General features: G+C 44.8%; 14 protein-coding genes. 9 read left to right on the top strand and 5 right to left on the bottom strand.

Annotated elements, in window-relative coordinates:
• Positions 1-9: 9 nt before the first annotated feature.
• Both GX419_04855 and gyrB read right to left on the bottom strand, forming a co-directional pair.
• Complete coding sequence (locus GX419_04855; GenBank protein NLI24015.1) at positions 10-717, bottom strand: ATP-binding cassette domain-containing protein; 708 nt, start codon at positions 715-717, stop codon at positions 10-12.
• A 26-nt stretch (positions 718-743) separates the two neighbouring features.
• Complete coding sequence (gyrB, locus tag GX419_04850) at positions 744-2,729, bottom strand: DNA topoisomerase (ATP-hydrolyzing) subunit B (GenBank protein NLI24014.1); 1,986 nt, start codon at positions 2,727-2,729, stop codon at positions 744-746.
• 643 nt (positions 2,730-3,372) lie between these two features.
• Here gyrB and GX419_04845 point away from each other — a divergent pair.
• From GX419_04845 to GX419_04815, 7 genes are all read left to right on the top strand, one after another.
• Positions 3,373-3,960, top strand: a complete 588-nt coding sequence (locus GX419_04845; GenBank protein NLI24013.1) for an RNA polymerase sigma-70 factor — start codon at positions 3,373-3,375, stop codon at positions 3,958-3,960.
• A gap of 237 nt (positions 3,961-4,197) precedes the next feature.
• Entirely contained in the window at positions 4,198-5,280 is a 1,083-nt protein-coding gene (locus GX419_04840) for a FecR family protein (GenBank protein ID NLI24012.1), read from the top strand.
• A gap of 225 nt (positions 5,281-5,505) precedes the next feature.
• Positions 5,506-8,898 (top strand): SusC/RagA family TonB-linked outer membrane protein, encoded by a 3,393-nt coding sequence (locus GX419_04835; protein NLI24011.1) that lies wholly within the window; start codon positions 5,506-5,508, stop codon positions 8,896-8,898.
• Between the two features lie 12 nt (positions 8,899-8,910).
• Entirely contained in the window at positions 8,911-10,446 is a 1,536-nt protein-coding gene (locus GX419_04830; protein ID NLI24010.1) for a SusD/RagB family nutrient-binding outer membrane lipoprotein, read from the top strand.
• Positions 10,447-10,552: 106 nt separating this feature from the next.
• A complete protein-coding gene (locus GX419_04825; protein NLI24009.1) occupies positions 10,553-12,103 on the top strand; it encodes an alpha-galactosidase in 1,551 nt (516 codons plus the stop codon).
• A gap of 98 nt (positions 12,104-12,201) precedes the next feature.
• On the top strand, positions 12,202-13,869 hold the full coding sequence (locus GX419_04820; GenBank protein ID NLI24008.1) for a coagulation factor 5/8 type domain-containing protein: 1,668 nt from the start codon (positions 12,202-12,204) through the stop codon (positions 13,867-13,869).
• A gap of 254 nt (positions 13,870-14,123) precedes the next feature.
• The gene (locus GX419_04815) at positions 14,124-15,737 is read left to right on the top strand and encodes an ADP-ribosylglycohydrolase family protein (GenBank protein ID NLI24007.1); all 1,614 of its coding nucleotides are present in this window, start codon (positions 14,124-14,126) and stop codon (positions 15,735-15,737) included.
• A 53-nt stretch (positions 15,738-15,790) separates the two neighbouring features.
• Here GX419_04815 and GX419_04810 read toward each other — a convergent pair whose 3' ends face one another.
• Both GX419_04810 and GX419_04805 read right to left on the bottom strand, forming a co-directional pair.
• Positions 15,791-17,458 (bottom strand): hypothetical protein, encoded by a 1,668-nt coding sequence (locus GX419_04810; protein ID NLI24006.1) that lies wholly within the window; start codon positions 17,456-17,458, stop codon positions 15,791-15,793.
• A gap of 14 nt (positions 17,459-17,472) precedes the next feature.
• A complete protein-coding gene (locus GX419_04805) occupies positions 17,473-20,553 on the bottom strand; it encodes a tetratricopeptide repeat protein (GenBank protein NLI24005.1) in 3,081 nt (1,026 codons plus the stop codon).
• 170 nt (positions 20,554-20,723) lie between these two features.
• On the opposite strand from GX419_04805, the gene GX419_04800 reads away from it, so the two are divergent.
• Positions 20,724-21,425: a DNA alkylation repair protein gene (locus GX419_04800; GenBank protein NLI24004.1), complete on the top strand. Its 702-nt coding sequence runs from the start codon at positions 20,724-20,726 to the stop codon at positions 21,423-21,425.
• On the top strand, positions 21,403-21,978 hold the full coding sequence (locus tag GX419_04795; GenBank protein NLI24003.1) for an NAD(P)H-dependent oxidoreductase: 576 nt from the start codon (positions 21,403-21,405) through the stop codon (positions 21,976-21,978). Before GX419_04800 ends, GX419_04795 begins: the two co-directional genes overlap by 23 nt.
• A gap of 477 nt (positions 21,979-22,455) precedes the next feature.
• Here the strand turns inward: GX419_04795 and GX419_04790 are convergent.
• A partial coding sequence (locus GX419_04790; GenBank protein NLI24002.1) for an energy transducer TonB occupies positions 22,456-22,758 on the bottom strand: 303 nt, incomplete at its 5' end.

Raw genomic sequence — 22,758 nt, 5'->3', positions numbered from 1 at the left:
CTGCTTCTCTTATTCCAAGCCCGAAATATCTATCTCCTGTTCTTTTGTAATATCGGTTACTTCCCCATTTTCGCACCGTAAGGTACGCGAAGGGTATTTTTTCAGCAAAGTGTAATTATGGGTTGCCATCACAACAGTGCGGCCGGAAGCACTGATCTCAAGAAGAAGCTTCAGGATTTCGGCCGATGTTTCCGGATCAAGATTTCCGGTGGGTTCATCCGCCAGGATGATATCGGGGTTGTTCAGCAGGGCCCGGGCGATGACAACCCTCTGCTGTTCACCCCCTGAAAGCTGGTGCGGCATTTTATACCCCTTTCTTTCAAGGCCAGCCTGAGTAAGAACTTCTGCAATGCGGGCATCAATGAGTTTCTTGTCCTTCCACCCTGTGGCACGCAGCACGAATTCGAGGTTCTTCTCAATACTCCGGTCTGTCAGTAGCTGAAAATCCTGAAATACTATCCCCAGCGATCTGCGTAACAGAGGTATTTCCTTTCTTTTCAACCGGGAAAGGAAAAATCTGCCTACCCGAACTTCCCCTCCCCGCAGGGGCATTTCTGCATTCAGGGTTTTGATAATTGAGCTTTTTCCGCTGCCTACTTTTCCTATCAGATAAACAAATTCTCCCTTGTGAATTTCGAAGTTTATTCCCGGAAAAACAAGATGATCATCCTGGTAAATAACAGCATCATGAAATTCAATAATGGGTTCGTCAGACATGGTTTTCAAATTCTTGTTTTGCTTGCCTACGCATCGATTTTTGCGTACTTGGCATGCTTTTCAATAAACTCACGGCGCGGAGGTACGTCATCGCCCATAAGCATGGAGAAAATCCGGTCGGCTTCAGCTGCACTTTCGATGGTCACCTGTCGAAGGGTGCGTTTCTCGGGATTCATGGTTGTTTCCCAGAGCTGTTCTGCGTTCATTTCACCAAGACCTTTGTACCGCTGTACAGAAACACTGCTGTCTTTTCCTTTTCCCAGTTCTTCGACGGCTTTTTGTCTTTCCTCTTCGGTCCAGCAGTAAACTTCCTGGTTGCCTTTTTTTACCAGATAGAGGGGAGGAGTGGCAATATACAGGTGCCCGCGTTTGATCAGTTCTTCCATATGCCGGTAAAAGAAGGTCATGATCAGGGTGGTGATATGGCTTCCGTCAACGTCGGCATCAGTCATGATGATAATTCGGTGATACCGCAGACCGTCAAGATTCAGTGCCTTGGTATCTTCTTCGGTACCCACTGATACGCCCAGGGCGGTGTAGATGTTTTTAATTTCCTCGTTGTCAAGGATTTTGTGAGGCATGGCTTTTTCAACGTTCAGGATTTTCCCGCGCAAGGGAAGAATAGCCTGAAAACGCCTGTCTCTGCCCTGTTTGGCTGTTCCGCCGGCGCTATCTCCCTCCACAAGGAACAGTTCGCTGATGGAAGGGTCTTTTTCGGCACAGTCGGCCAGCTTGCCGGGAAGGCCGGCGCCGGAGAGAACATTCTTCCGCTGAACCAGTTCACGGGCTTTTCGTGCGGCATGCCGTGCCTGGGCTGCCAGTATCACCTTGTTCACAATCTGGCGGGCATCACGCGGATTCTCTTCAAGATAATATTCAAGATAGGTGCTGACCAACTGGTCCACTATCCCCATAACTTCGCTGTTGCCAAGCTTACCTTTGGTCTGGCCTTCAAACTGAGGTTCCGGTACCTTTACCGAAATCACCGCCGTGAGACCTTCCCTGAAATCATCTCCGTTAATGTCAAACTTGATTTTTGACAGCATTCCCGATTTTTCGGCGTAGTTCTTCAGGGTGCGGGTAAGACCCCTGCGGAAGCCGGCCAGATGCGTTCCCCCGTCAATTGTGTTAATGTTGTTGACATAGGAATGCACATTTTCGGCAAATGAGGTATTGTATTGCAGAGCTACTTCAACCCGCACATCATTCTTCTCTCCCTCAAAGGCAAAAATCTTTTCGGTGAGCTTTTCCCGCGTTTCGTCAAGAAATTCAACAAATTCCTTTAATCCGTGTTCGGAATAGAAAACCGCTTCCCGGTAATGGGGCTGACTGCCGTTCCCATTGGAACTGCCGTTTTCTTCCTTTTCCCGTTTGTCAACCAGACGTAAACGGATGCCTTTATTAAGGAAAGCCAGTTCGCGGAGACGGGCTTCCAGAATCTCGTAATTGAATTCTGTGGTGGTGAAAATGGTTTCGTCAGGAATAAAGGTAATTATCGTTCCGGTTTTATCAGAAGTACCGGCTTCCTTAACCGGGCCAAGCGGTTTTCCTTTTTCATATTCCTGGGTGTATATCTTTCCGTCGCGGTGCACTTCGGCTCGAAGATATTTAGAAAGGGCATTGACGCAGGATACGCCCACTCCATGTAAGCCACCCGACACTTTGTATGAGTCCTTGTTAAATTTCCCTCCGGCATGGAGAACCGTCATTACAACCTCGAGGGCCGATTTTTTCTCTTTTTCGTGGAAATCAACCGGAATACCTCTTCCGTCATCGGTAACCGTAATGGAATTATCCTCGTTGATAACCACTTCAATGTTTTTACAGAAACCGGCCAGGGCTTCATCAATGGAGTTGTCAACTACTTCATAAACAAGATGATGCAATCCTTTGGTGCTGATGTCTCCAATGTACATGGCCGGCCGCTTCCGCACCGCCTCAAGCCCTTCAAGTACCTGAATACTGTCGGCTGAATAACCGTTTGTCTTTCCTTTTACCATTTCTTCGCTCATATTCTGCCCTAACTTTCTTATTATTTGTATTACAATATTTTACGTCCGGAAAAAATTTCCGAACCAATGGATACATGACAGTACAGGGGTGGTGTTGCTATTCAGGAGGAAGGGAACCCTAACCTCCCGGATCCCGGAGGGAACCAGACCTACTAACTTATTAAATATCAGTTTTTTGAACAACTATAACTCCCGTCACTTTTCCGCGGTAAAGGTACAAAAAATTACCATGAAAGCCTGGTAAAAGACAGGAAAATATGCACAGAATATGAACAGGATCGCCCAAAAGCTTTTCATCGTTTTATTATCTTCTGGGAGTGCGATGACCTAATGCTGTTAATGTTTGGTTGGGTATCCGGTTTAAACCCGTTAAATTTATGATGCAACGTAATGTATTGGGACTCATGCCCGGTAAATGCAGGAAACCGGGCTAAATATCTGAAAACATGCTGTATGACATAGTTAAGCATGTTTTTTTGACATTCTACGATAATAATGTTTAGTTTTGAAGCCCAAATGTAACATAAAACGTTTCTTAATACAGGTAAGGAAATTCGTTTATGTTTTGATAAATCAATTACTTGCATTACTTATAAGGTAGTTGTTTTTTCTATAATCTTGCATAGTATTGACATAGACCGGGATGAAAGAAATATCCATTGGCAGGGATGAGGATCTTATGATGGAAATAAAGGCGGGCAATATGCTGGCCTTTGACCTGCTATACAAAAAATATTGTGGTCGCATCTATAAATTTGGTTATTCCCTTCTTAAATCAAAGGAAGAAACAGAAAATCTTCTGCAGGAAGTGTTTCTGAGCTTATGGGAGCACAGATTCAATGTGGAAAATAATGCTTCGGTAAAATCCTTTCTGTTTACGGTTACTTACAATTCGGCCATATCCTTTTTAAGGAAAAAGGCAAAGGATAATGAATTCTTTAAGTATCTGAAATCATTGCAGGAACCAAGTGATGTACCTGTTGATGTTGCATTGAATTACAGGGAACTGGAAACGAGGCTCGAGGAAATAATTAATGGCCTGCCTCAGCGTCAGAAGGAGATTTATTTAATGCACAAAGTGGAAGGTTTAAAATATGCTGAAATCGCTGAGCGTCTGAATCTCTCTGTTAATACCATTGAAAACCATATGGCAAGGGCACTGAGGACTATCCGCGACAAACTCGGTTCCTATTCTTTAATGGGGTTGCTTTTCTGGTTTCTTTTTGTATAGCATTGATTTTCTAGGTTTTAATTTTTTTTACTTTTTTTTAATTCCCGGTAGTGGTATTTTTTTGTTTTTGCGTCATACTATCAAAACAGGATAGATTTCCTGAAAAAGGTTTAACAAAAGGGCTGGTTAGTTAGTCGGTTAGTTAGTATGGTTGGTTGATTAGTCAGAATGGGTAACAAGCACCTCGGGCATGCTGCAGAGGTGCTTGTTTACCCTTAAGAATGAAAGGAGAAATAAATGAACATCGAACTTCTGCGAAAATATTTCAGTAACAGATGCACACAGGAAGAATTGCAAACTCTTCTGGAATGGTTTACATCAGGTGCTGAAACCACAGAAGGCAGAAATCTGTTATATACTTACTGGGAAGAGATACAGGCTGATGAAGAGGAATTGCCTGCAAACTATGAAGGTATTCTTGACAGAATCCATCACAAGGTCAATCTGATCCACACAAAAACATTGGAAGAAAAACCTTTCGGGTTTTTATCATCAGGTACTGGAACCTTTTGGCGTGTTTTTTCACGGATTGCAGCCGTGCTGATGCTTCCTCTCCTTGGATTCAGTGTGTTGATGTCGGTTAAGTTTTATACCGGGCAGAATGGCATAGCTTCAGGCAATCAGGCTTATAATGAAGTATTTTCATCGGTGGATGCCATTTCAAAGGTTACTTTGCCCGACGGTTCAAGGGTATGGTTAAATCATGGCAGTTCTCTGAAATACCCTGCTGTATTCAGGGGCAGAAGCCGTGATGTTGAACTTCACGGAGAAGCCTATTTTGAGGTGGTTTCCAACCGCAGGGTACCATTTGTGGTTTCAGCCGGAGATATTCAGATAATGGCAACTGGAACCGAATTCAATGTTATGGCCTATCCGGAAGAGGATAAAATCGAAACTTCCCTGATTAAAGGAGTGGTGGTTTTACAGCGCTCGGACCCTGGAAAGAGAAAGGTAACCCTTGTGGAAATGAAACCTGCTGATATGGTCATTTATCACAAGTCTGATAAGAAAATCACCCAACGCATCATAGATGATGACAGGTATTTTGCCTGGAAAGACGGGAAGCTTGTTTTTCATAATGAACCACTCGGTGAGGTGGCTAAAAAACTGAGCAGATGGTTTAATGTTGAAATTGAAATTGCTGATCCGAAACTTCTTGAACTTACATACACAGCTACTTTTGTTGACGAAAACCTTCAGCAGGTAATGGAACTCATGTCTCTGATCTCTCCTGTAAACTACACCATTTCAAACCGGCAGGAAAAAAGTCAGGGAATTTTTTCGAAAAGAAAAGTTGTTCTGTATTACCGGAATAAATAAACATGAAATCCTTAACTATAACCAAAAACCGAATGCCTATGAAAACATAACAAGTGATGCGAAAACAAAAAGAAACGGGAACGTGCTGGCACACATTCCCGCCGGACTAAGTACCAAATCCTGTAAAAAAACATTAGTAACCTTAATCCATTCAAAATTATGAAAGATTTTCGAGATGATAATAAGTTTCCTAATGGATACTTGTTAAAAAAAACCATCAGAATCATGAAGCTAACCATTCTACTGACATTTGTGGCAGTATTTCAGATTTTCGCAACTGAGAGTTATTCGCAGGCCACAAAACTGACTCTGAAACTTGAAAATGTTAAAATCTCTGATGCTCTAAAGGAAATTGAGAATCAAAGTGAATTTTATTTTCTGTACAGCCCAAAGCTGATAGATGTTGACAAAAAGGTCAATATTCAGGCAGAAAATAAAAGCATCAAGGACATTCTCAATGACCTTTTCAAAGGAGAAGTCAAGTTTGCTGTATACGACAAGCAGATAATTCTTGCCTCTGGTGATCAGGCGGGTATTTTATCGCCTTTTCAGCAGCGTACAATTACCGGTACGGTGAAGGATAAGGACGGGAATCCTCTGCCGGGGGTAAATGTAGTTGTTACCGGAACGACGATCGGCACTATAACCGATGTTAACGGAAAGTACAGTATTGAAATCCCTCAGGGAGCCAAAAGCCTTACTTTTTCATTTATTGGTATGCAGTCGGTTCAGATAAATATCGGTACTGACAATACCATTGATGTTCAGATGAGTGAAGAAGTCGTCAATCTGGAAGAAGTTGTGGTTTCGGCTCTGGGTATCAAACGTGAAGAAAAGGCTCTGGGTTATGCTGTACAGAAAGTAGATGGAGAGAGCCTCCAGAAAGTAATGGGAGTTGAAGCTGCCACAGCCCTGACCGGTAAGGTGGCCGGGCTTCTGGTTAAAAATACTACCGATTTTGCTGTAGCTCCCAGCTATACTTTGCGTGGTGAAAATCCCCTTCTGGTTATTGACGGAGTACCTTATAACAATAAAAAATTAAGTGATATAGCTTCTGAAGACATTGAATCAATCAGTGTTCTGAAAGGTGCTACTGCTTCCGCACTTTATGGCTATCGCGGAGCAAGCGGGGCTATCCTCATTACCACCAAAAACGGAAGTGCTAATCAGTCAGGAATAACAGCCGATTTTACTACCAACACCATGTTTACGGCGGGCTTTCTGGCACTACCTGAAAAACAAGCTGTTTATGGTCGCGGAAGTAATAATACGTACGATAAGAACTCTACCAGTTCCTGGGGTACCAAAATGGACGGATCGATACAGAATCAATGGGATCCTGTACTGAAAGATTACCGTGACTATGAATATTTACCCCTTGGGAAAGACAACTTCAAAAATTTTCTGGAACAGGGGTATGTCACCAACAATAATTTCAGCGTCGGGTATAAAGGTGAGGTTATCTCTCTCAGAAGCTCAGTAAACTGGACTGAAAACAAAGGAATATACCCTAATTCCATGCTGGATAAATATGCTTACAAATTAAGCGGAGATGTCAATACTGGCAGATTCAAAATCAGTTCCAATTTGTCTTATGCACGGAGGTATTCACCCAACATGGGTTCCAATGGGTATACATCCTACGATCCCATGTACTCGCTTCTCATATGGACTCCAAGTGATTTCGACGTTCGGGATTATAAGGACTACTGGCTCATACCAAAACAGTCACAAAACTGGACATACCGGTCCGAATCCAACAATCCCTATTTCGACAGATATGAGAGAACCAATGAAGTATCGCGCGATATTTTCAATGCAGATGTGCTAAGCAGTTATCAGATTACTGACTGGCTGAAAGCCAGTATCCGTTCCGGTCTTGATTTTTATACCGACAGGGGCGTGCAAAGAGTTTCCTGGGGTTCATATACATCCACAGGGAACACGCCTATTCCCGGAAACCCGTGGACATGGAACGGAGCATGGACAGGCGGGTATAACATTGGCCAGACACAGGGTCTGAGTATGAACAATGACCTGCTGTTAACAGGTGATAAAACTTTTGGAAAGTTCGGTATCGAATACCTGGCCGGTGGAACAATTTATTATACACAGGATTACAATATGTATGCCCAGACCGTGGGCGGAATTTCTGTTCCGGGATTTTTCTCCATCAAGGCCTCGGTAAATCCTCCGACAATTTCTCAGAGCACCTACCGCCAGCAGGTGAACTCATTGTTCGGCCGGTTGGCTCTTTCATGGAATAAACTGATCTATGTTGAAGCAACAGGCAGAAATGACTGGAGTTCAACATTACCGGAATCTACACGTTCGTACTTCTACCCGTCGATTTCTTCCAGTTTTATTCTGTCGGAACTTCTCCCCGGAACAAAAAGCTGGCTCGATCTGTTGAAGCTCAGGGGATCATGGACCATGTCAAAGACACCCCCGGCAATTTATGCTGTCAAGAGCACCTATACACTGAATAGTTCTACCTGGAATACGCTGAATGGAGCAACCGCACCTTCCTCTCTGTACGACCCGAGTGTTCTCCCCGAAACCTCTACAACATTTGAGGTTGGTATGCAGGGAGTTGTTTTCAAAAACCGACTTTCAGTTGATGTTGCCTACTATGACAAACACATGTTCAACTTCCTGAAGAACGCTCCCCTTTCCGCAGCTTCAGGCTACACCAGCTTTTATGTGAACATCGATGAGGAAATATCCCGTCGTGGCTGGGAAGTGGCTGTTAACGCTACTCCTGTAAGAAGCAGGGATGTACAATGGGATCTGGGCATTAACTGGACAACTTACGCCCGCTACTATACACAGCTGGATTCTGTATATTCAGACAAGAAACCATGGGTAAAGGTTGGTGAACGCGTCGATGCTTTTGTGAGCAAAGATTTTGTGAAGGTTCCTGCAACCGGAGAATATATCTTTAATAACGGAAGGCTCATGACAAGCCAGTATGATTCAAGGTTTGGATTCTATGATCCTGACTGGATCTGGGGGTTGAATTCAACCTTGAAATTTAAAAATTTCACATTATTCGTTTCAATGGATGGTGTGGTTGGTGGTCTGATAACCGAACGTACAGAAAGCTATATGTGGCAGGCAGGTGTTCATCCAAAATCTGTTACCAAGGAAAGAGAACTGGATGTTGCAACTCCCGGTTCAAGAAACTTCCTCGGAAAGGGTGTTAAGGTAGTTTCCGGCTCAGTAACCTATGATCAGTTTGGTAACATCACGAGCGATACCCGCCAATATGCTCCCAATGATGTTTATACCAGCTACAAACAATATATCATTGATTTGCACAACAGTAGTGCATGGGGTGGCCGCGGAACCAGGCCTGATACCTACTCAAAGACCTTCCTGAAATTACGCGAAGTATCTTTGACCTACGATCTTCCGGGCAAATACATTCCCAAGCTGGCAAAATCTGCTTCGGTCAGCTTTGTTGGCCAGAATATTCTGCTCTGGGCAAAAGACTTTGTTTACTCTGACCCTGACGGAGGTGAAAACAGCCTTTATGGAACCAACGCGGGCGGTGCTTCCGATTTCCAGGATCCTTCCGTCAGATACGTGGGCTTTAATGTTAAACTTACCTTCTAATTTTGTTCAGTCATGAAAAAGATCCATTATATCTTTCTATTTGTAATTTCTCTTGCAATTACTGTTTCCTGCAGTAATTTTGAGGAATTAAATACAAATCCGGATGCACCGACATCGGTGGCACCTGAAATGCTTGTTACACAGGTATTGAAAAATTCTTTCAGGTTCTGGAATCCAAACCCTACCGATTTTGGCACAGGAAATCTGTGGTGCAAGCATACCGCTATTTGTGAACCAAACCCCAATCCGTATCAATACTATTACTCATACTGGCCTTACGGCGGTTTCGGGTCGTTCAAGAATCTTACCGATCTGAAGAGAGCAGTTGAATTTGCTGCCGGAACCCCTTATGAATCTTCACTTAAAGGGTTGTATTTGTTCATGAAAGCCTGGTACGGTTATTGGATAACTCTGGACCTGGGCGATATTCCTTATTCTGAAGCCGGTAAGGCAGAAGAAGGAATTGTCAGGCCTAAATATGACAAACAACAGGATGTGTTTCAGGAAATCCTGGATGATCTGAAAGCCGCTGAAGAAGATTTTGCCAATGGTGCAGACTTCAAAGGTGACATAATGCTGGGAGGCAATGCTGCCAAATGGCGCAGGCTTTGCAATGCCATGCAACTGAAGGTCATTCAGACCATCAGTAAAAAAGCAACTGCGGCACAGAAAGCCCGGTTTGCTGAAATTGTGGCAGCCGGCAACCTGATGACCGGTAATGCTGACAATTTCCAGCTGGCTTATTCCGATAATCCCAACGCATCCCATCCTTTCTGGAATGGTGAAGACAGAAGAAAGTACATCGCCCTGTCCAAACTCGTTGTTGACGGATTAATCCAACTGCAGGACCGCAGGTTGTTCTACTTTGCAGAACCTGCACCGGCTCAGATAAGTGCCGGTAAACTGGAAAGCGATTTTGATGCTTATGTAGGTGCACCTACGGAATTAATAGCCGAACAACTTTCGGTTAACAATCAGAATGGCATGTATTCCCTGATCAATAAACGGTACAGAGATTTCAGGGCCGGCGATCCGATGTTCAAGTTTACTTACGCCGAACAATGCTTCATTATTGCTGAAGCTATTGAAGAAGGATGGGTTACAGGAAATGCAAAAGATTATTATGAAAACGGAGTAAGGGCTATGCTTGATTTTTACAGAACTCTGCCTTCTGCTCCTGCGTCCTATACCCATGGCATGGCTATCGACCAGGCGTATATCGATAATTATTTCACCGGTGCTGCAGCATATGCAACATCAGGAACCAAGGAAGATCGTCTGCACCAGATCTGGTACCAGAGGTGGCTTATTGACTTCTTCCAGGGTAACGGTTTAAATTATGCTCAGTTCCTGCGGACGGGATATCCCGAATTTCCTCTGGATCCCAACACCAGCATGAACCCCGATGACAAAACCGTTTATCCGAAACGCTGGAAATATCCCACCGACGAACAAGTCTCTAACCCCGAAAACTATAAAAAAGCCATTGATGAGCAGTACGGGGGATATGACGGAATCAATCAGATTCCCTGGTGGCTGAAGCCATGAGATTATGTTCTCACCGGCAACCATTTTTGTTGTGAAATAGTGAAGTATATTTGGAGGAGTCAATACCACTGACTCCTCCTTTTTTTAATCATTAATCTGTAAAACAATGAAAAGGCCTTTCCTGCTTTTTCTTGCCATTGGGTGCATTTCGGTATTTCCTTTATCGGCTCAGCAGGTTTCTGATAATGCCCATGAAGATGCTTTGATATGGACCCCTTCTCCGGAATCCAAACCCCGGATTAATGGCCCTTTGGTATATGGATGCCGACCCGGCAAACCATTCCTTTACCGAATCCCCTGCCAGGGGGAAAGGCCTTTACGGTTTACCGTTAAGAATTTGCCATCCGGATTACAGCTGGATCCTGTGAAGGGAATTATCAGCGGGATTACTCCGGAAAAAGGAGAATATGATCTGATTATTACCGCCGAAAACTCTAAAGGGAAAGACAAACGGAAACTGAGAATCGTTGCAGGCGACAAACTTGCCCTAACGCCGCCTATGGGATGGAATCACTGGTATGCTCATTACGACAGGATAACAGATTCCCTGGTACGTGAGGCGGCCGATAAAATAATAAGCAGCGGAATGGCCGATGTCGGTTACCAATACGTAAACATTGATGATGGATGGGCCAATGCACCGAAAAATAAGGATACAATGCGTACTGGGCCTCTCAGGGATCAAAATGGTAACATCCTTCCCAATTACTATTTCCCAGATATGAAAGGGCTTACGGATTATATTCATTCCCTTGGGCTTAAAGCAGGCATTTACACTTCACCCGGACCTTTGACCTGTGGCGGTTTCGCAGGTTCTTATCAGCATGAAGAACAGGATGCAAGGCAGTTTGCTGACTGGGGCTTTGATTTTCTCAAATATGACTGGTGTTCGTATTTTGAAATTGCGGGAAAAGATACCAGCCCCGAAACTTTTAAGAAACCATACCGGCTGATGGGAAATATCCTGAAATCATTAGACCATGATGTTGTATTCAATCTTTGCCAGTACGGAATGGCAAATGTATGGGAATGGGGCGCTGAAGTGGGTGGCCATTGCTGGCGTACTTCGGGTGATCTGGGTTTTGAACTGGATCGTATTTTTGACGTTGCGGTCAATAACGCAAAGCACCGACAGTACTCTAAACCCGGCGAATGGAATGACCCGGACTATATACAGATTGGATGGATTGGAAATGCCCACAAAATGGGAATGCCAGAACATACCCTTATGCAACCGGCTATGCAATATGCCTATATGTCGCTCTGGTGCCTGATGGCGGCTCCTCTGATCTATAGCGGAGATATGTCGAAGCTGGACGCGTTCACTTTAAACGTGCTATGCAATCCTGAAGTAATTGAAGTGAATCAGGATATTCTGGGTGAATGCGGACAGGTTATTTCCGAAACACAGAATACTTTTATCATGTTCAAGCATCTTTCTGATGGTTCTGTTGCTGTTGGTCTTTTTAACCGAGGAAAAAACGAAGAGGAGATGAGCGTTGATTGGCCAAAACTTGGTATTTCCGGAAAATATGCTGTCCGGGATCTCTGGCATCAGAAAAATCTGGGCTTCTATAAAGAGGCATTTACGGCCAGGGTGCCCCCGCAGGGAGTTGTGATGGTGAGAATCAGCAAAAAGAAAATTAAAAATGATTGAAGCAATGAGACATTGGTTATTGTTAGGTATTTTTTTTTTGCATAATTGGCTGGCAGGAGAATTATGCCCAGCCTTTAAAAGGAAACACATCGATCCCTTTGTCAAAAAGGGCCGGAGAACAAGCCTCCCGTTTCAACAGGTCACCATTAGGTGAGAATGTATTTGTATTTGATCCTTCAATGAATATGGCCGAAATACAGGCACTTATTGATACGATTTATTCCGGTCAGCTATTTCCCGAAAATGAGTTTACCCAGAATCGGTATGCCTTGCTTTTCAAGCCCGGAGTCTATCATCTTGATGTGAAAGTGGGTTACTATACACATGTGATGGGGCTCGGGATTTCCCCTGAAGAAACGGTTATAGTGGGGGCCGTTCGGTCAGTTGCATCGCAGGGGGGGCATGTGTTGTGCAATTTCTGGCGGGCGGCGGAAAACATTACCATCCTGCCGGCTTCCGATTCAGTGAATACCTGGGCTGTTTCCCAGGCTTCTCCCTTGCGGCGTGTTTATATCAAGGGCGACCTGAAATTGTTTGATGGTCCTTCCAGCGGAGGCTTTATGGCCAATTGCAGAATCGACGGAACAGTCTATTCCGGTTCACAACAGCAATGGCTCACAAGAAATTCTGTTTTCAATAAATGGATCGGCGGAGTCTGGAATATGGTATACGTGGGAACAATCAATGCACCGGAAGAAAACTGGCCGGAGAAGCCTTATACTGCCGTTGCAGTTACTCCGGAAGTTCGTGAAAAACCCTATTGGGTATTTTCAGGAAAAGAACTGATGTTGAAAATTCCCGGCATAAAGAAAAATTCATGCGGTGTGGATTGGAATGGCAATCATCAGGAAAGAACGCTTGCATTGAAGGATTTTTATATCGCGAAGGCCGCTGCCGACAATTCAAAAACCATTAACAAAGCCCTGAAAAAAGGAAAGCATATACTTTTTACTCCGGGAATCTACTTTCTGTCAGAAAGTATCCGGGTATTTCGTCCGGGAACAGTGATTATAGGACTCGGTTTTCCTACATTAATACCGGTGAATGGAAACAAGGTTATCGAAATTTCTGACAAAGACGGCATAACTGTTGCGGGCCTGCTGATTGATGCTGGGAAAATTCCTTCAGAAACTTTAATGCAGGTAGGAGAACCGGGATCAAAAAATGATCACGAATCCAATCCGTCTTTTTTGTTTGACTTATTCTTCCGTGTGGGTGGTGCTCGCGAAGGTAATGTTTCCCGTTGTTTAACGATCAACAGTAATGATGTTTATGTTGATCATATATGGATCTGGAGAGCTGATCATGGCAACGGAGTAGGTTGGAACAAAAACCGGTGTGCCAATGGTCTGGTTGTTAACGGCAATGATGTTACGATTTATGGATTGTTCAATGAACATTTTCAGGAATACCAGACTATCTGGAATGGAGAAAATGGCCGGGTGTACTTTTACCAGAGCGAAATGCCATATGACCCACCATCGGTCGATGAATGGAAACACGGCACTACATTTGGGTATGCTTCGTATAAAGTGGCTGACTCTGTGAATGTACATCATGCATGGGGACTTGGTATATATAACGTATTTTATGATGCACCCATTGTAGTTGACCAGGCGATTGAAACACCTCCGGCCCTGGAAGATTCCCTTTACCACAAGGTAATCTTCTGGTTAAACGGCAACAGGGAAAGTATTGTAAAAAGTATTATCAACGGTAAAGGGGGATATGTTAATGCTTCCAATCGGAAGGCTGTTATGAAATAATTCATTCATATTCAGGTTCTTTTACATAGATTTGTTAACTTATAAGCCATGGATGGTCCGGGTAAATACCGAGTTCTTAATTTCAGCAGGCGGAAGCAGGATCAGGGATCCGTGAAAGGACCTGCTCGGCTTTTTTGGGAATTTCGGCCTATATATGACGTGTTCCGCCATCCGGAAGAAGTACCCACAAAGGAATGCATTGTGGTTTCTGTTTAAAAACAATAGCGATTGTAAAACTAATAAAAACAAAAAGTATGAAAAAAGCAGTGTCTGTTCAGTATCTTTTTCTTTTTCTGTTTCTTATTGAAGTTGCTGGCTGCAAACAGGCAAACGAATACAAAACCATCCGTCCAGATGTTTTGAAAGACAAAATTTCCGGGGGCTGGGCCGGCAAAATGATAGGGGTGACGTATGGCGCTCCGACCGAATTCCATGCCATGAACCGGATCTTTGAGGATTCCATCCGCTGGACACCGGCCGATATAAAAGGAAGCATCTGGCAGGACGACCTGTACGTTCAGCTTACCTTCATGATGACAATGGACAAGTACGGCATCGATGCCCCGGCCAAACAGTTTCACGAAATGTTTGCCAAGGCCGGTTACTGGTTATGGCATGCCAATATGCAGGCCCGGAAAAACTATTACGACAGCATTTTCCCTCCTGCTTCAGGAAGTCCTGAGTACAATATTCATGCCGATGATATTGATTTTCAAATAGAAGCAGATTATATCGGATTTATGTGTCCGGGTATGCCGCAAACTGCCCTGCAGATGGCTGATAAAATCGGGCATATTATGAATTATGGTGACGGCGTATATGGCGGCGTTTTTGTAGCTGCATTGTACGCCGAAGCTTTCTTTGAATCCGACATTAACAAAATAATTGAAAATGCTCTTAGGTCACTTCCTGCGGAAAGCGATTATTACAAAATCATTCAGGATGTGATAGCGTTGCACAGGCATTATCCTGACGATTGGAAGGCTGCATGGAAGGAACTGGAGGCAAAGTGGGGCGATGTGGACATTTGCGGTGCAGGCAATCCGTTTAATATTGACGCCAAGCTCAATGGAGCCTACATTGCAATGGGCCTCCTTTACGGAGAGGGGGATCCTATGAAAACACTGGAGATCGCAACCCGGTGCGGTCAGGATTCCGACTGCAATCCATCCAACGCACTGGCTGTTCTGGGCGTCATAAAGGGTTTCAGCGGGCTGCCTGAATATATGCAGGAAGGCGTCCGCAATGTGGCTGATTCGGTTTTTATTCACACCAGCTATTCCTTCAATTCGGCAGTGGACAATACATATAAATATGCCCTTGACCTGATTGCCCGGAATGGGGGAAAGGTAGGGGAAAATGAGATAAAAATCAAAAGGCAGGAACCTGTGGCACCTGCCCTTGAAGTTTCCTTCCCGGATGTGGTCTTCTCAAGGAAGATCTCGGTTTTTGAACCGGGCTGGTCCTTCAAAGGTAACTGGAAACCTTTTGAAGTTGAACGGAATAATCAGAAAACCAAACAGTCTATGTATGCATTCGCTAAGGGCGATGAACTGGTATTGGAATTTCAGGGGACAGGCATTTCAATCGAAGGAAACTGGTACAGGGATGGCGGTAAAGCTGATGTGTACGTAGATGGGAAACTTCACCGCACGATTGATACCTATTATGATTTTGCCAATCAGCAGCATACAACAAGCATCTGGCATGTCATGGGCCTTAAGCCGGGTACCCATACGGTGCGGCTTGTGGTTACAGGGGAAAAACGTCCGGAATCGAAGGATACCCGTGTTTATATAACTTCTGCAATTATCTTTGATACAGCTCCGAAGAAAAACGAGATGTACAAGTTTTCCTTTGAAAAGTAGAAAGAAAAAAAGAGGGTGGCATTTAGCGCCACCCTCTTTTTTTTATGCTTCTTTTACAATGCATAGGTAAATCCGAGCATTATGCGGAAACGCTGCACAGGGTAATAGTTCCATAACTGATACCGGCTGGCAGTGAGGTTATTTCCGGAAAAGAAAAATGACAGTACTTTGGTAAACCTGTATTCCAGATGCAGGTTCAGATCAGCAAAAGCCGGAAGTTCTCTTGTTTCGTAGACCAGTGCATTGCTGCGGGCATACCGTTTTCCCCATATATACAGTTCTGCCCGGCCGACAATCTTGTCGCGCAGATTGTAAACACCTGTGAGGGAAATGTCAAAGGGAGGCCGCTGGTAGGGATGCTCCAGTAAATCCATGGAATAGTGATAGTAATTTCCCCGGAGCATGATATTCAGTTTTGAATTTACCTGGTAACCTGCTTCGGCTGAAATGGTAGTTAGTTCGGCATTATCATACAAAACGCTGAATTCATTCAGCAGCGGGGTTATGGTGTCGTTCACAAAGAATGGAAGACGGTCGAGGAGGGAATAGGAAGCGCCTGCCCGGAAGGAAAAATCTCCTGCACTGCCGCGAATTCCGCCGTAACCGCGGATCTTTTCATTGGTGGTTTTTACATACAGCGTCGGGTTGATATAAGGATTTTCGTCTGCTATAAAACGGTATTCATTAAGAATGGTTTGTCCTGAAGCCCCAAAATATGCCGTCAGGATCCCTGGCAGAACCTGAAATTCCAGCTGGGCTCTCGGATAAACATGAAAGGAGGCTTTCCCCCCGTAAATATCCACCGTGGTTCCAAATCCTGCCACAAATGACCATTCAGAAGAATGCCGGTTAAAATAGGGAGAGAAAGATAATACAGTGGCATAAGCCGTGTCAATCCCTTCCGAAGGCCGGCGGTAATGAACATCAACATCGGCTCCCAGCCAGTTTTTCCTGTACAGTTTGTTAAAACTGCCGCCAAGCCGGAAAGCATTTTCGTACCCGCCTCCCGATTCCCTGAAAAAGGAATAATTACCACTGATATCAATGTTCATGCGGGTCGAATCTTCCTGAAGCGTTTTTAAACGGAACGAAGGTACAAGGGAAAAATATCCCTGCCGCATATCCTCTTTTTTAAGCACCGAATCGAGGGCATTGCCATAACGGTAAAAGGTATTGGAAGCAACCCCCAGATCGCCGCTGAGCACCATGTTGCTGAACCATGTTTTTCCGTAGAGGGCAGCCGATGAACGGGAAAATCCTCCGTAGGTTTTTGTTTTATCCTCCAGTGCGATGTTTCCATGCGAGGAAAGATGGCGCGCCTCCAGTCCCAGATTATATTTTTTGGAGCGCAGGCTATTGACATTCAGTTCAAAGAGGGGGGTGGTATAGGTTCCCATGCCCAGCTTCAGGTACGATTTGTACAACCTGGGAATCGGATCCGGCACCATGCGCGCAGCAGGAATCGGCGCTACCTGCACATCGGGCGAAATTTTGCGGCCGGCAATGGAATAATCAAAAACGGGCTTTTCCTGCACGGTATCGTTGATTTCCGGCATCCGGCTGATTTTGTATGCATCCGACAGGGTAGGCTCGTAGGGCTTTACCACGTAAACTTCCTTGTCAATTTTTTCCTGGGCAGGGAGGGAAAAAGAAATAAACCATGCACAGAAAAGGCTGGCTGACAACCTGCCGATGTGTGTTTTATACCTGAGTGATATCATAGGATGAATGCATTTCATTTCCTGTTGGGCATTTTTATTTCAAGGGTGTCCTGTTCTCTGGCGGTTCCTTTCTGGGTTGCCTGATCAATGGCGACTTTTCTCTGGCGGGCCATGTCAATGATCCCGTCATTCGGGTTTTCGTAATAATCAATCAAGCTCTGCAGGGTTTGCTGGGCCTGGAAATAATCCTTCCGGAGGGTATAAATATCGGCCAGAAGGATAAAGGCCCTTGCCATCCAGTATTGGTGCGGAGTATTCATATCGATGTAATCGAAAATTTCTTTCTCCGCCTTGTCGTATTGTTTTCTTTGCCAGTAAATTTCTGCCACCCTGAATTTAGCTTCTGCTCCCTGAATACTTTTGACTTCCGTAGCCACTTTGCGGTAATTTTCCAGGGCAACATCAGTCCGGTCAAGGGCGGCAGCCGATTTGGCCAGAATGAAGCGGGCCTCCCGTATTACGTCGGGTGGAATTTTTTCTGTTGACAGTACCCTGTCGGCAGCATCATAAGCATCTTTGAATTCATTCAGTTTATCGTAGCAGCGCATCAGGCCGATGCGTGCTTCCATCTGGTTATTGCGGACTTCGGCCAGACTTTCCAGGGTTTTGTAATGTGCCACGGCGTCCATGTAATTCTGCATCTTGTATTCAATACGTGCTGCAGAAAGAAGGGCTTCTTCTGTAAACATGTTACGCGGTTTTCCTGCAATGTAGAGTAAATGGGGGAGGGCATCCTGTTCGGAACCTGAGCGCAGGGCACAGTCCGAAAGATAATAGTGGGCATTGAGCGCAAAAATGCCTTCCGGAAAACGGTCAAGGTAACGCTGAAAGGATACCTGCGAACGACTGCAGTCACCGGTGAGATAAATATTTTCGGCCGAGCGGTACATCAGGGAATCCTGCGAAGCGGCACTGAGTTCTCCCATTGTTCCGATTGTTTTCAGATAGTTTACATAGTCATCGGCTTTTCCCTGTTCCACATAGATGTTCTGGATGCCGTTGAGGGCGCTTCTGGCTTCTGTGGTGCCGGGAAACTCTGCCACAACTTTTTTGTACATTTCCAGCGCCTCGTTATCGCGGTCCAGGTTTCTGTACACCAAACCTGTCTGTACCATTGCCTTACTGTAATAACTGCTCGAGGGATAACTGGCTAGTATGCGCTGATAAAAGTCCAGAGCCTTTTGTGGTTCCTGAAGTTTCATGTAGCTGTTTCCCAGTTCAAAAAGTGCATCGGGTACGTAGCGGGAACGGGGGTAGGAAGTGAGCAACTGATTGAGAACCGTAATTTTGTCGCGCGTTTTCTCCAGCAAACCAAGGGAAAATCCTTTCTGAAACAGGGCATAATCGGCATCGTATTTATTGAGCGCTATAGCCTTGTTATACATTTCAATGGCTTTCTGATAATCGGGCTGAATAAAATAACAGTCGCCCAATCTGTTGTATGCGTCGGCCACCAGGTCAGTGGCTTTTCCTCCTTCACGGTCAAGGAATTTGCCAAACCAGAGAGCAGCATCGGCATAGCGTTTCAGATTGAAGCACGCATACCCCGTGTTATAAAGGGCGGTGGAATACACATCCGTGGAAGGAGCTGCAGGTTGTGCAAGAAAGTTCTGGTACTGGTCAATGGCTTCGGTATAGTCCCCCAGCCGGTACCAGGCTTCCCCCTTCCAGTAAAAAGCAAGGGCTTTGAGAGTTCTGTCGTAATTGCCATACTGCAGGGAAACATCCAGTAAACTGACAGCGCCCTGAAAATCAAGGTTGCTGTAAAGTTCCAGTGCCCTGAAAAAGGCAACTCTCTGCCATGCTTTTTTAACCCGGTCGTCCTTCACCCGTATTTTCTGAATTGAAGCAAGAGCGTCTTTGTAATTGCGGGTGCTCATGTAAACCTGAAGCAGGTAATTGTAAGCCTCATCGGCGCGATCTGAACCAGGGTACTTTGTCAGGTACTCATTAAATGCCCTGATGGCTTCATTAAAGGGGGAATAGGAAAGTTCGTAAGTCAGCTTGGCATAATTGAACAGGGCATCTTCCGCAATTTTTTCGTCAAAATTCATTCGGGCGGCCGCCGAAAAAGCCATTCTTGCCTCGTCCTTCCTCGCGGATCGCACATAACAGTCTCCCAGTACATACATGGCATTCTGCTTCAATTCTGATTCACCGGCAGTGATTTGCTCGAGCATTTTCGATGCATCCTCAAACCGGCCGGATTTATAATAGGCAAATCCCAGTACATACTTGTCTTCATTGCTCATGTACTGGTTCTTTTCCTTATAGATTTCGAGGTAAGGGATGGCCTCGGAAAACATATTCTTGCGGAAAAAGGCATCCCCAACCAGGCGGGCTGTTTCAGGGAGCCGTTTCTCGCTGATGGTTTTCATTTTATCGGGTGCGTAACTGATCAGTTCGTCGTATTTTTTCTGCAGATACAGAATCTGAATGATGTAATAGGGCACCACCGGGGCAAATGTCTCGTCATTTTCAAGCCTGCGGAAACCCTCCAGCGCTGTTTCATAGTTCTGCTGGGTATAGGCTATGTGCGAGTAGTAATAAACGGCAGGTGGAGTGTATTTTGTGTCAACGTCTTTTATTTCACTGAAAGCATAGCGGGCCTTGTCCAGATCGTTGGTCATAAAATACGCGTAGCCAAGCTTGAAATAGTATTCCGAAAGATCATCACGGGAAAGGCGTTTCTTATCAACCTCCGACAACCATTGTGCTGCATCGCGAAAGCGCTTCAGGCCGTAAAAGTAGCGTCCCATCTCAAACCGTAAGCCGTTTACGCGGGGACTTTCCGGATGATAGGCCACAAAATTGTTTACCAGGTATTCTGCGTCTTTGTGATAAAGCTGGATGGCGCACATGGCCACAAAGTACCTTGCGTCGGCTTCGAGCAGGGTGTGGTGCAGCTTTTCGTCGGCAAGCAGGTTCTCAAAGCATTGCCGGGCTGCCCCGTACTTTTGTTTTTCATAGAGTTCCAGGCCACGGTGATATTCTTTTTCAACCGAAACGGCCTGAACAGGTTCCTGCGCGGTAGAGGAAAAATAAGGGAATCCTGTTGCCAGTATGACCAATAGTACTTTGAATCTGAATCGCATAGCCAGTCGCATTAATTGTGCCGAAGTTACAATAAAACGGTTTTGAAAGGCAGGATATTATTAACAGGTTGTTAATTGCTGATTCCTTGGAAAAACTCCGGTCGTAATAAACGTTTAACTAAATTTGAAGAGAATACAGCTGGCTATCGGATTTAATATAATGAAATTTCATGAATACCGGCGAATATACAGCGCAACTGTATGAATGCTTTCGCACGAAGGCATCGCAGGACGATGCTTTTTTAATGGCGAAGTACATGAAGAACCAGTTTCCTTTTTTCGGGCTGAAAAAGGACAAGCGACAGGAACTGGAAAAGGATTTTTTCAGGGACTACGGGCTTCCTTCCTTGTCTGAGATGCCCCGGACAGTCAGGTTGCTCTGGGAGCTTCCCGAACGGGAATGCCAGTATGCCGCGATGGATATAATGGAAAAATTCCGGAAAAAATTCAGCAGGGAACATCTTGAACTTTTTGAATATTGCATTGTTACTAAACCCTGGTGGGACACGGCTGACCTGATAGCAGCCCGTTTCATTGGCACCTTGTTCATGCACAATCCGGATTTGATCAGTTCTTCTGTTCAGCGTTGGTTGGGGCAGGAAAATATCTGGCTGTGGCGTACGAGTCTGCTTTTCCAGTTAAAGTATAAGAAGGCAACCGACGTGGAACTGCTCGGCAACACGATCCGCCGCCTTGCCGGAGAAAAGGATTTTTTTATCCGCAAGGCGATAGGTTGGGCGTTACGGGAATACTCAAAAACGGATGCTGACTGGGTGTTGGAATTTGTGCAGAATAACCGGCTTTCCCCGCTCAGCGAGCGCGAAGCATTAAAAGTACTGAAAAGAAAATATGAAGAAAATACTGATAATTAACGGATATCCTTATGAGGACAGCATTGGCTCAGCCCTGCAGAAGGCTTATGTAGAAGGCGCTGAATCGGCCGGCCATACTGTTTATCAGCTGTATCTCCGTGAACTTAATTTTCGTTACGACCTGCCGCAAGGGTATCGTCAATTACCCGAGCCGGAAGAACACATCCGGCAGGCCTGGGATTTAATAAGCAAGGCTGATCACCTGGTCTTTATTTATCCCAACTGGTGGGCGACATATCCTGCCATGCTGAAAGGCTTTATCGACAGGGTGTTCATTCCGGGTTTTGCCTTTAAGTATGCCAACGGGGGCAGAAGGAAGAAACTGCTCACCGGTAAATCGGCCCGCATTGTTGTCACAATGGATCAGTCTGCCTGGTATTACAGATATGTTCTTGGTGGCGCCGGGAGCAGGGCACTGAAAAAAGCGGTGCTTAATTTCTGCGGAGTAGCACCGGTGCGAATAACCACCATAGGGAAAATCCGTGCCATCACTGACCAAAAACTGAAAATACTGACAGCAGGATTCCGGAGAATGGGAATGAAGGCCTGTTAAGGACATCCTGGGAAAACTGAAGTGATTACCCCGATATGGGGAAGTGCACATCATCAAGGACAGACTAATGTATCAGTTGGTAGCCTTGTAATTAAGAATCCTGGTTAAGACGAATGCCACCACAAAATACCAACCCGCTATGCATTGGTTATTTTGAATTCTTTATGATTATTCGGGTTTTAAAGCCTCCGTCTTTATCTTATCGTTGCTCTGTATTTTGGCTCCGTAGGATAATTCAAGAAATCGTTACATCAGAATTTCTTGATAGATTAAAGAGTTATTCAGACACAAAAAAATCAAGTTGAAATTCGTTTTCATTGCAATATGAGAAAAACCGGTATTGCAAATTATATCGGAACTTTTTGCTTAACATTTTTAGCCAGCCGCCCTCCGGGAGAATTTGATGCAATCCGCACAGATTCTTTATCCAGTAATGGATGGACGCTTTTGACTATTTTTTATATGAATAGTACCGTATTATTTCTGAATAGAAAATACTATCGGGAAAGTGAACTGAACCGCAACATTTTTGCCATTTGCCTTGCCAGGAGTCCATTTTGGAGAAGAAGATACAACGCGTAAGCCTTCATTATCCAATAGAGGATGGCATCCTTTAGCCAATTTGACATTGCAGACATCACCATTTTGGTTTACAACAAATTTTATGAAAACTCTACCCTGTATGCCTTTTTCGTAAGCATCTTTCGGATAATTGAGGTTTTTTTGGATATAGTCCCTAAAACCAAATTCACTACCATTAAATTTTGGCATTTCGTCTGT

It is taken from the genome of Bacteroidales bacterium (genome assembly GCA_012517825.1).
In the GTDB taxonomy this organism is placed as follows: Bacteria; Bacteroidota; Bacteroidia; order Bacteroidales; family JAAYUG01; genus JAAYUG01.
Note: the sequence above shows the minus strand (reverse complement) of the source record. Positions and strands in the feature narration are given on the sequence as shown.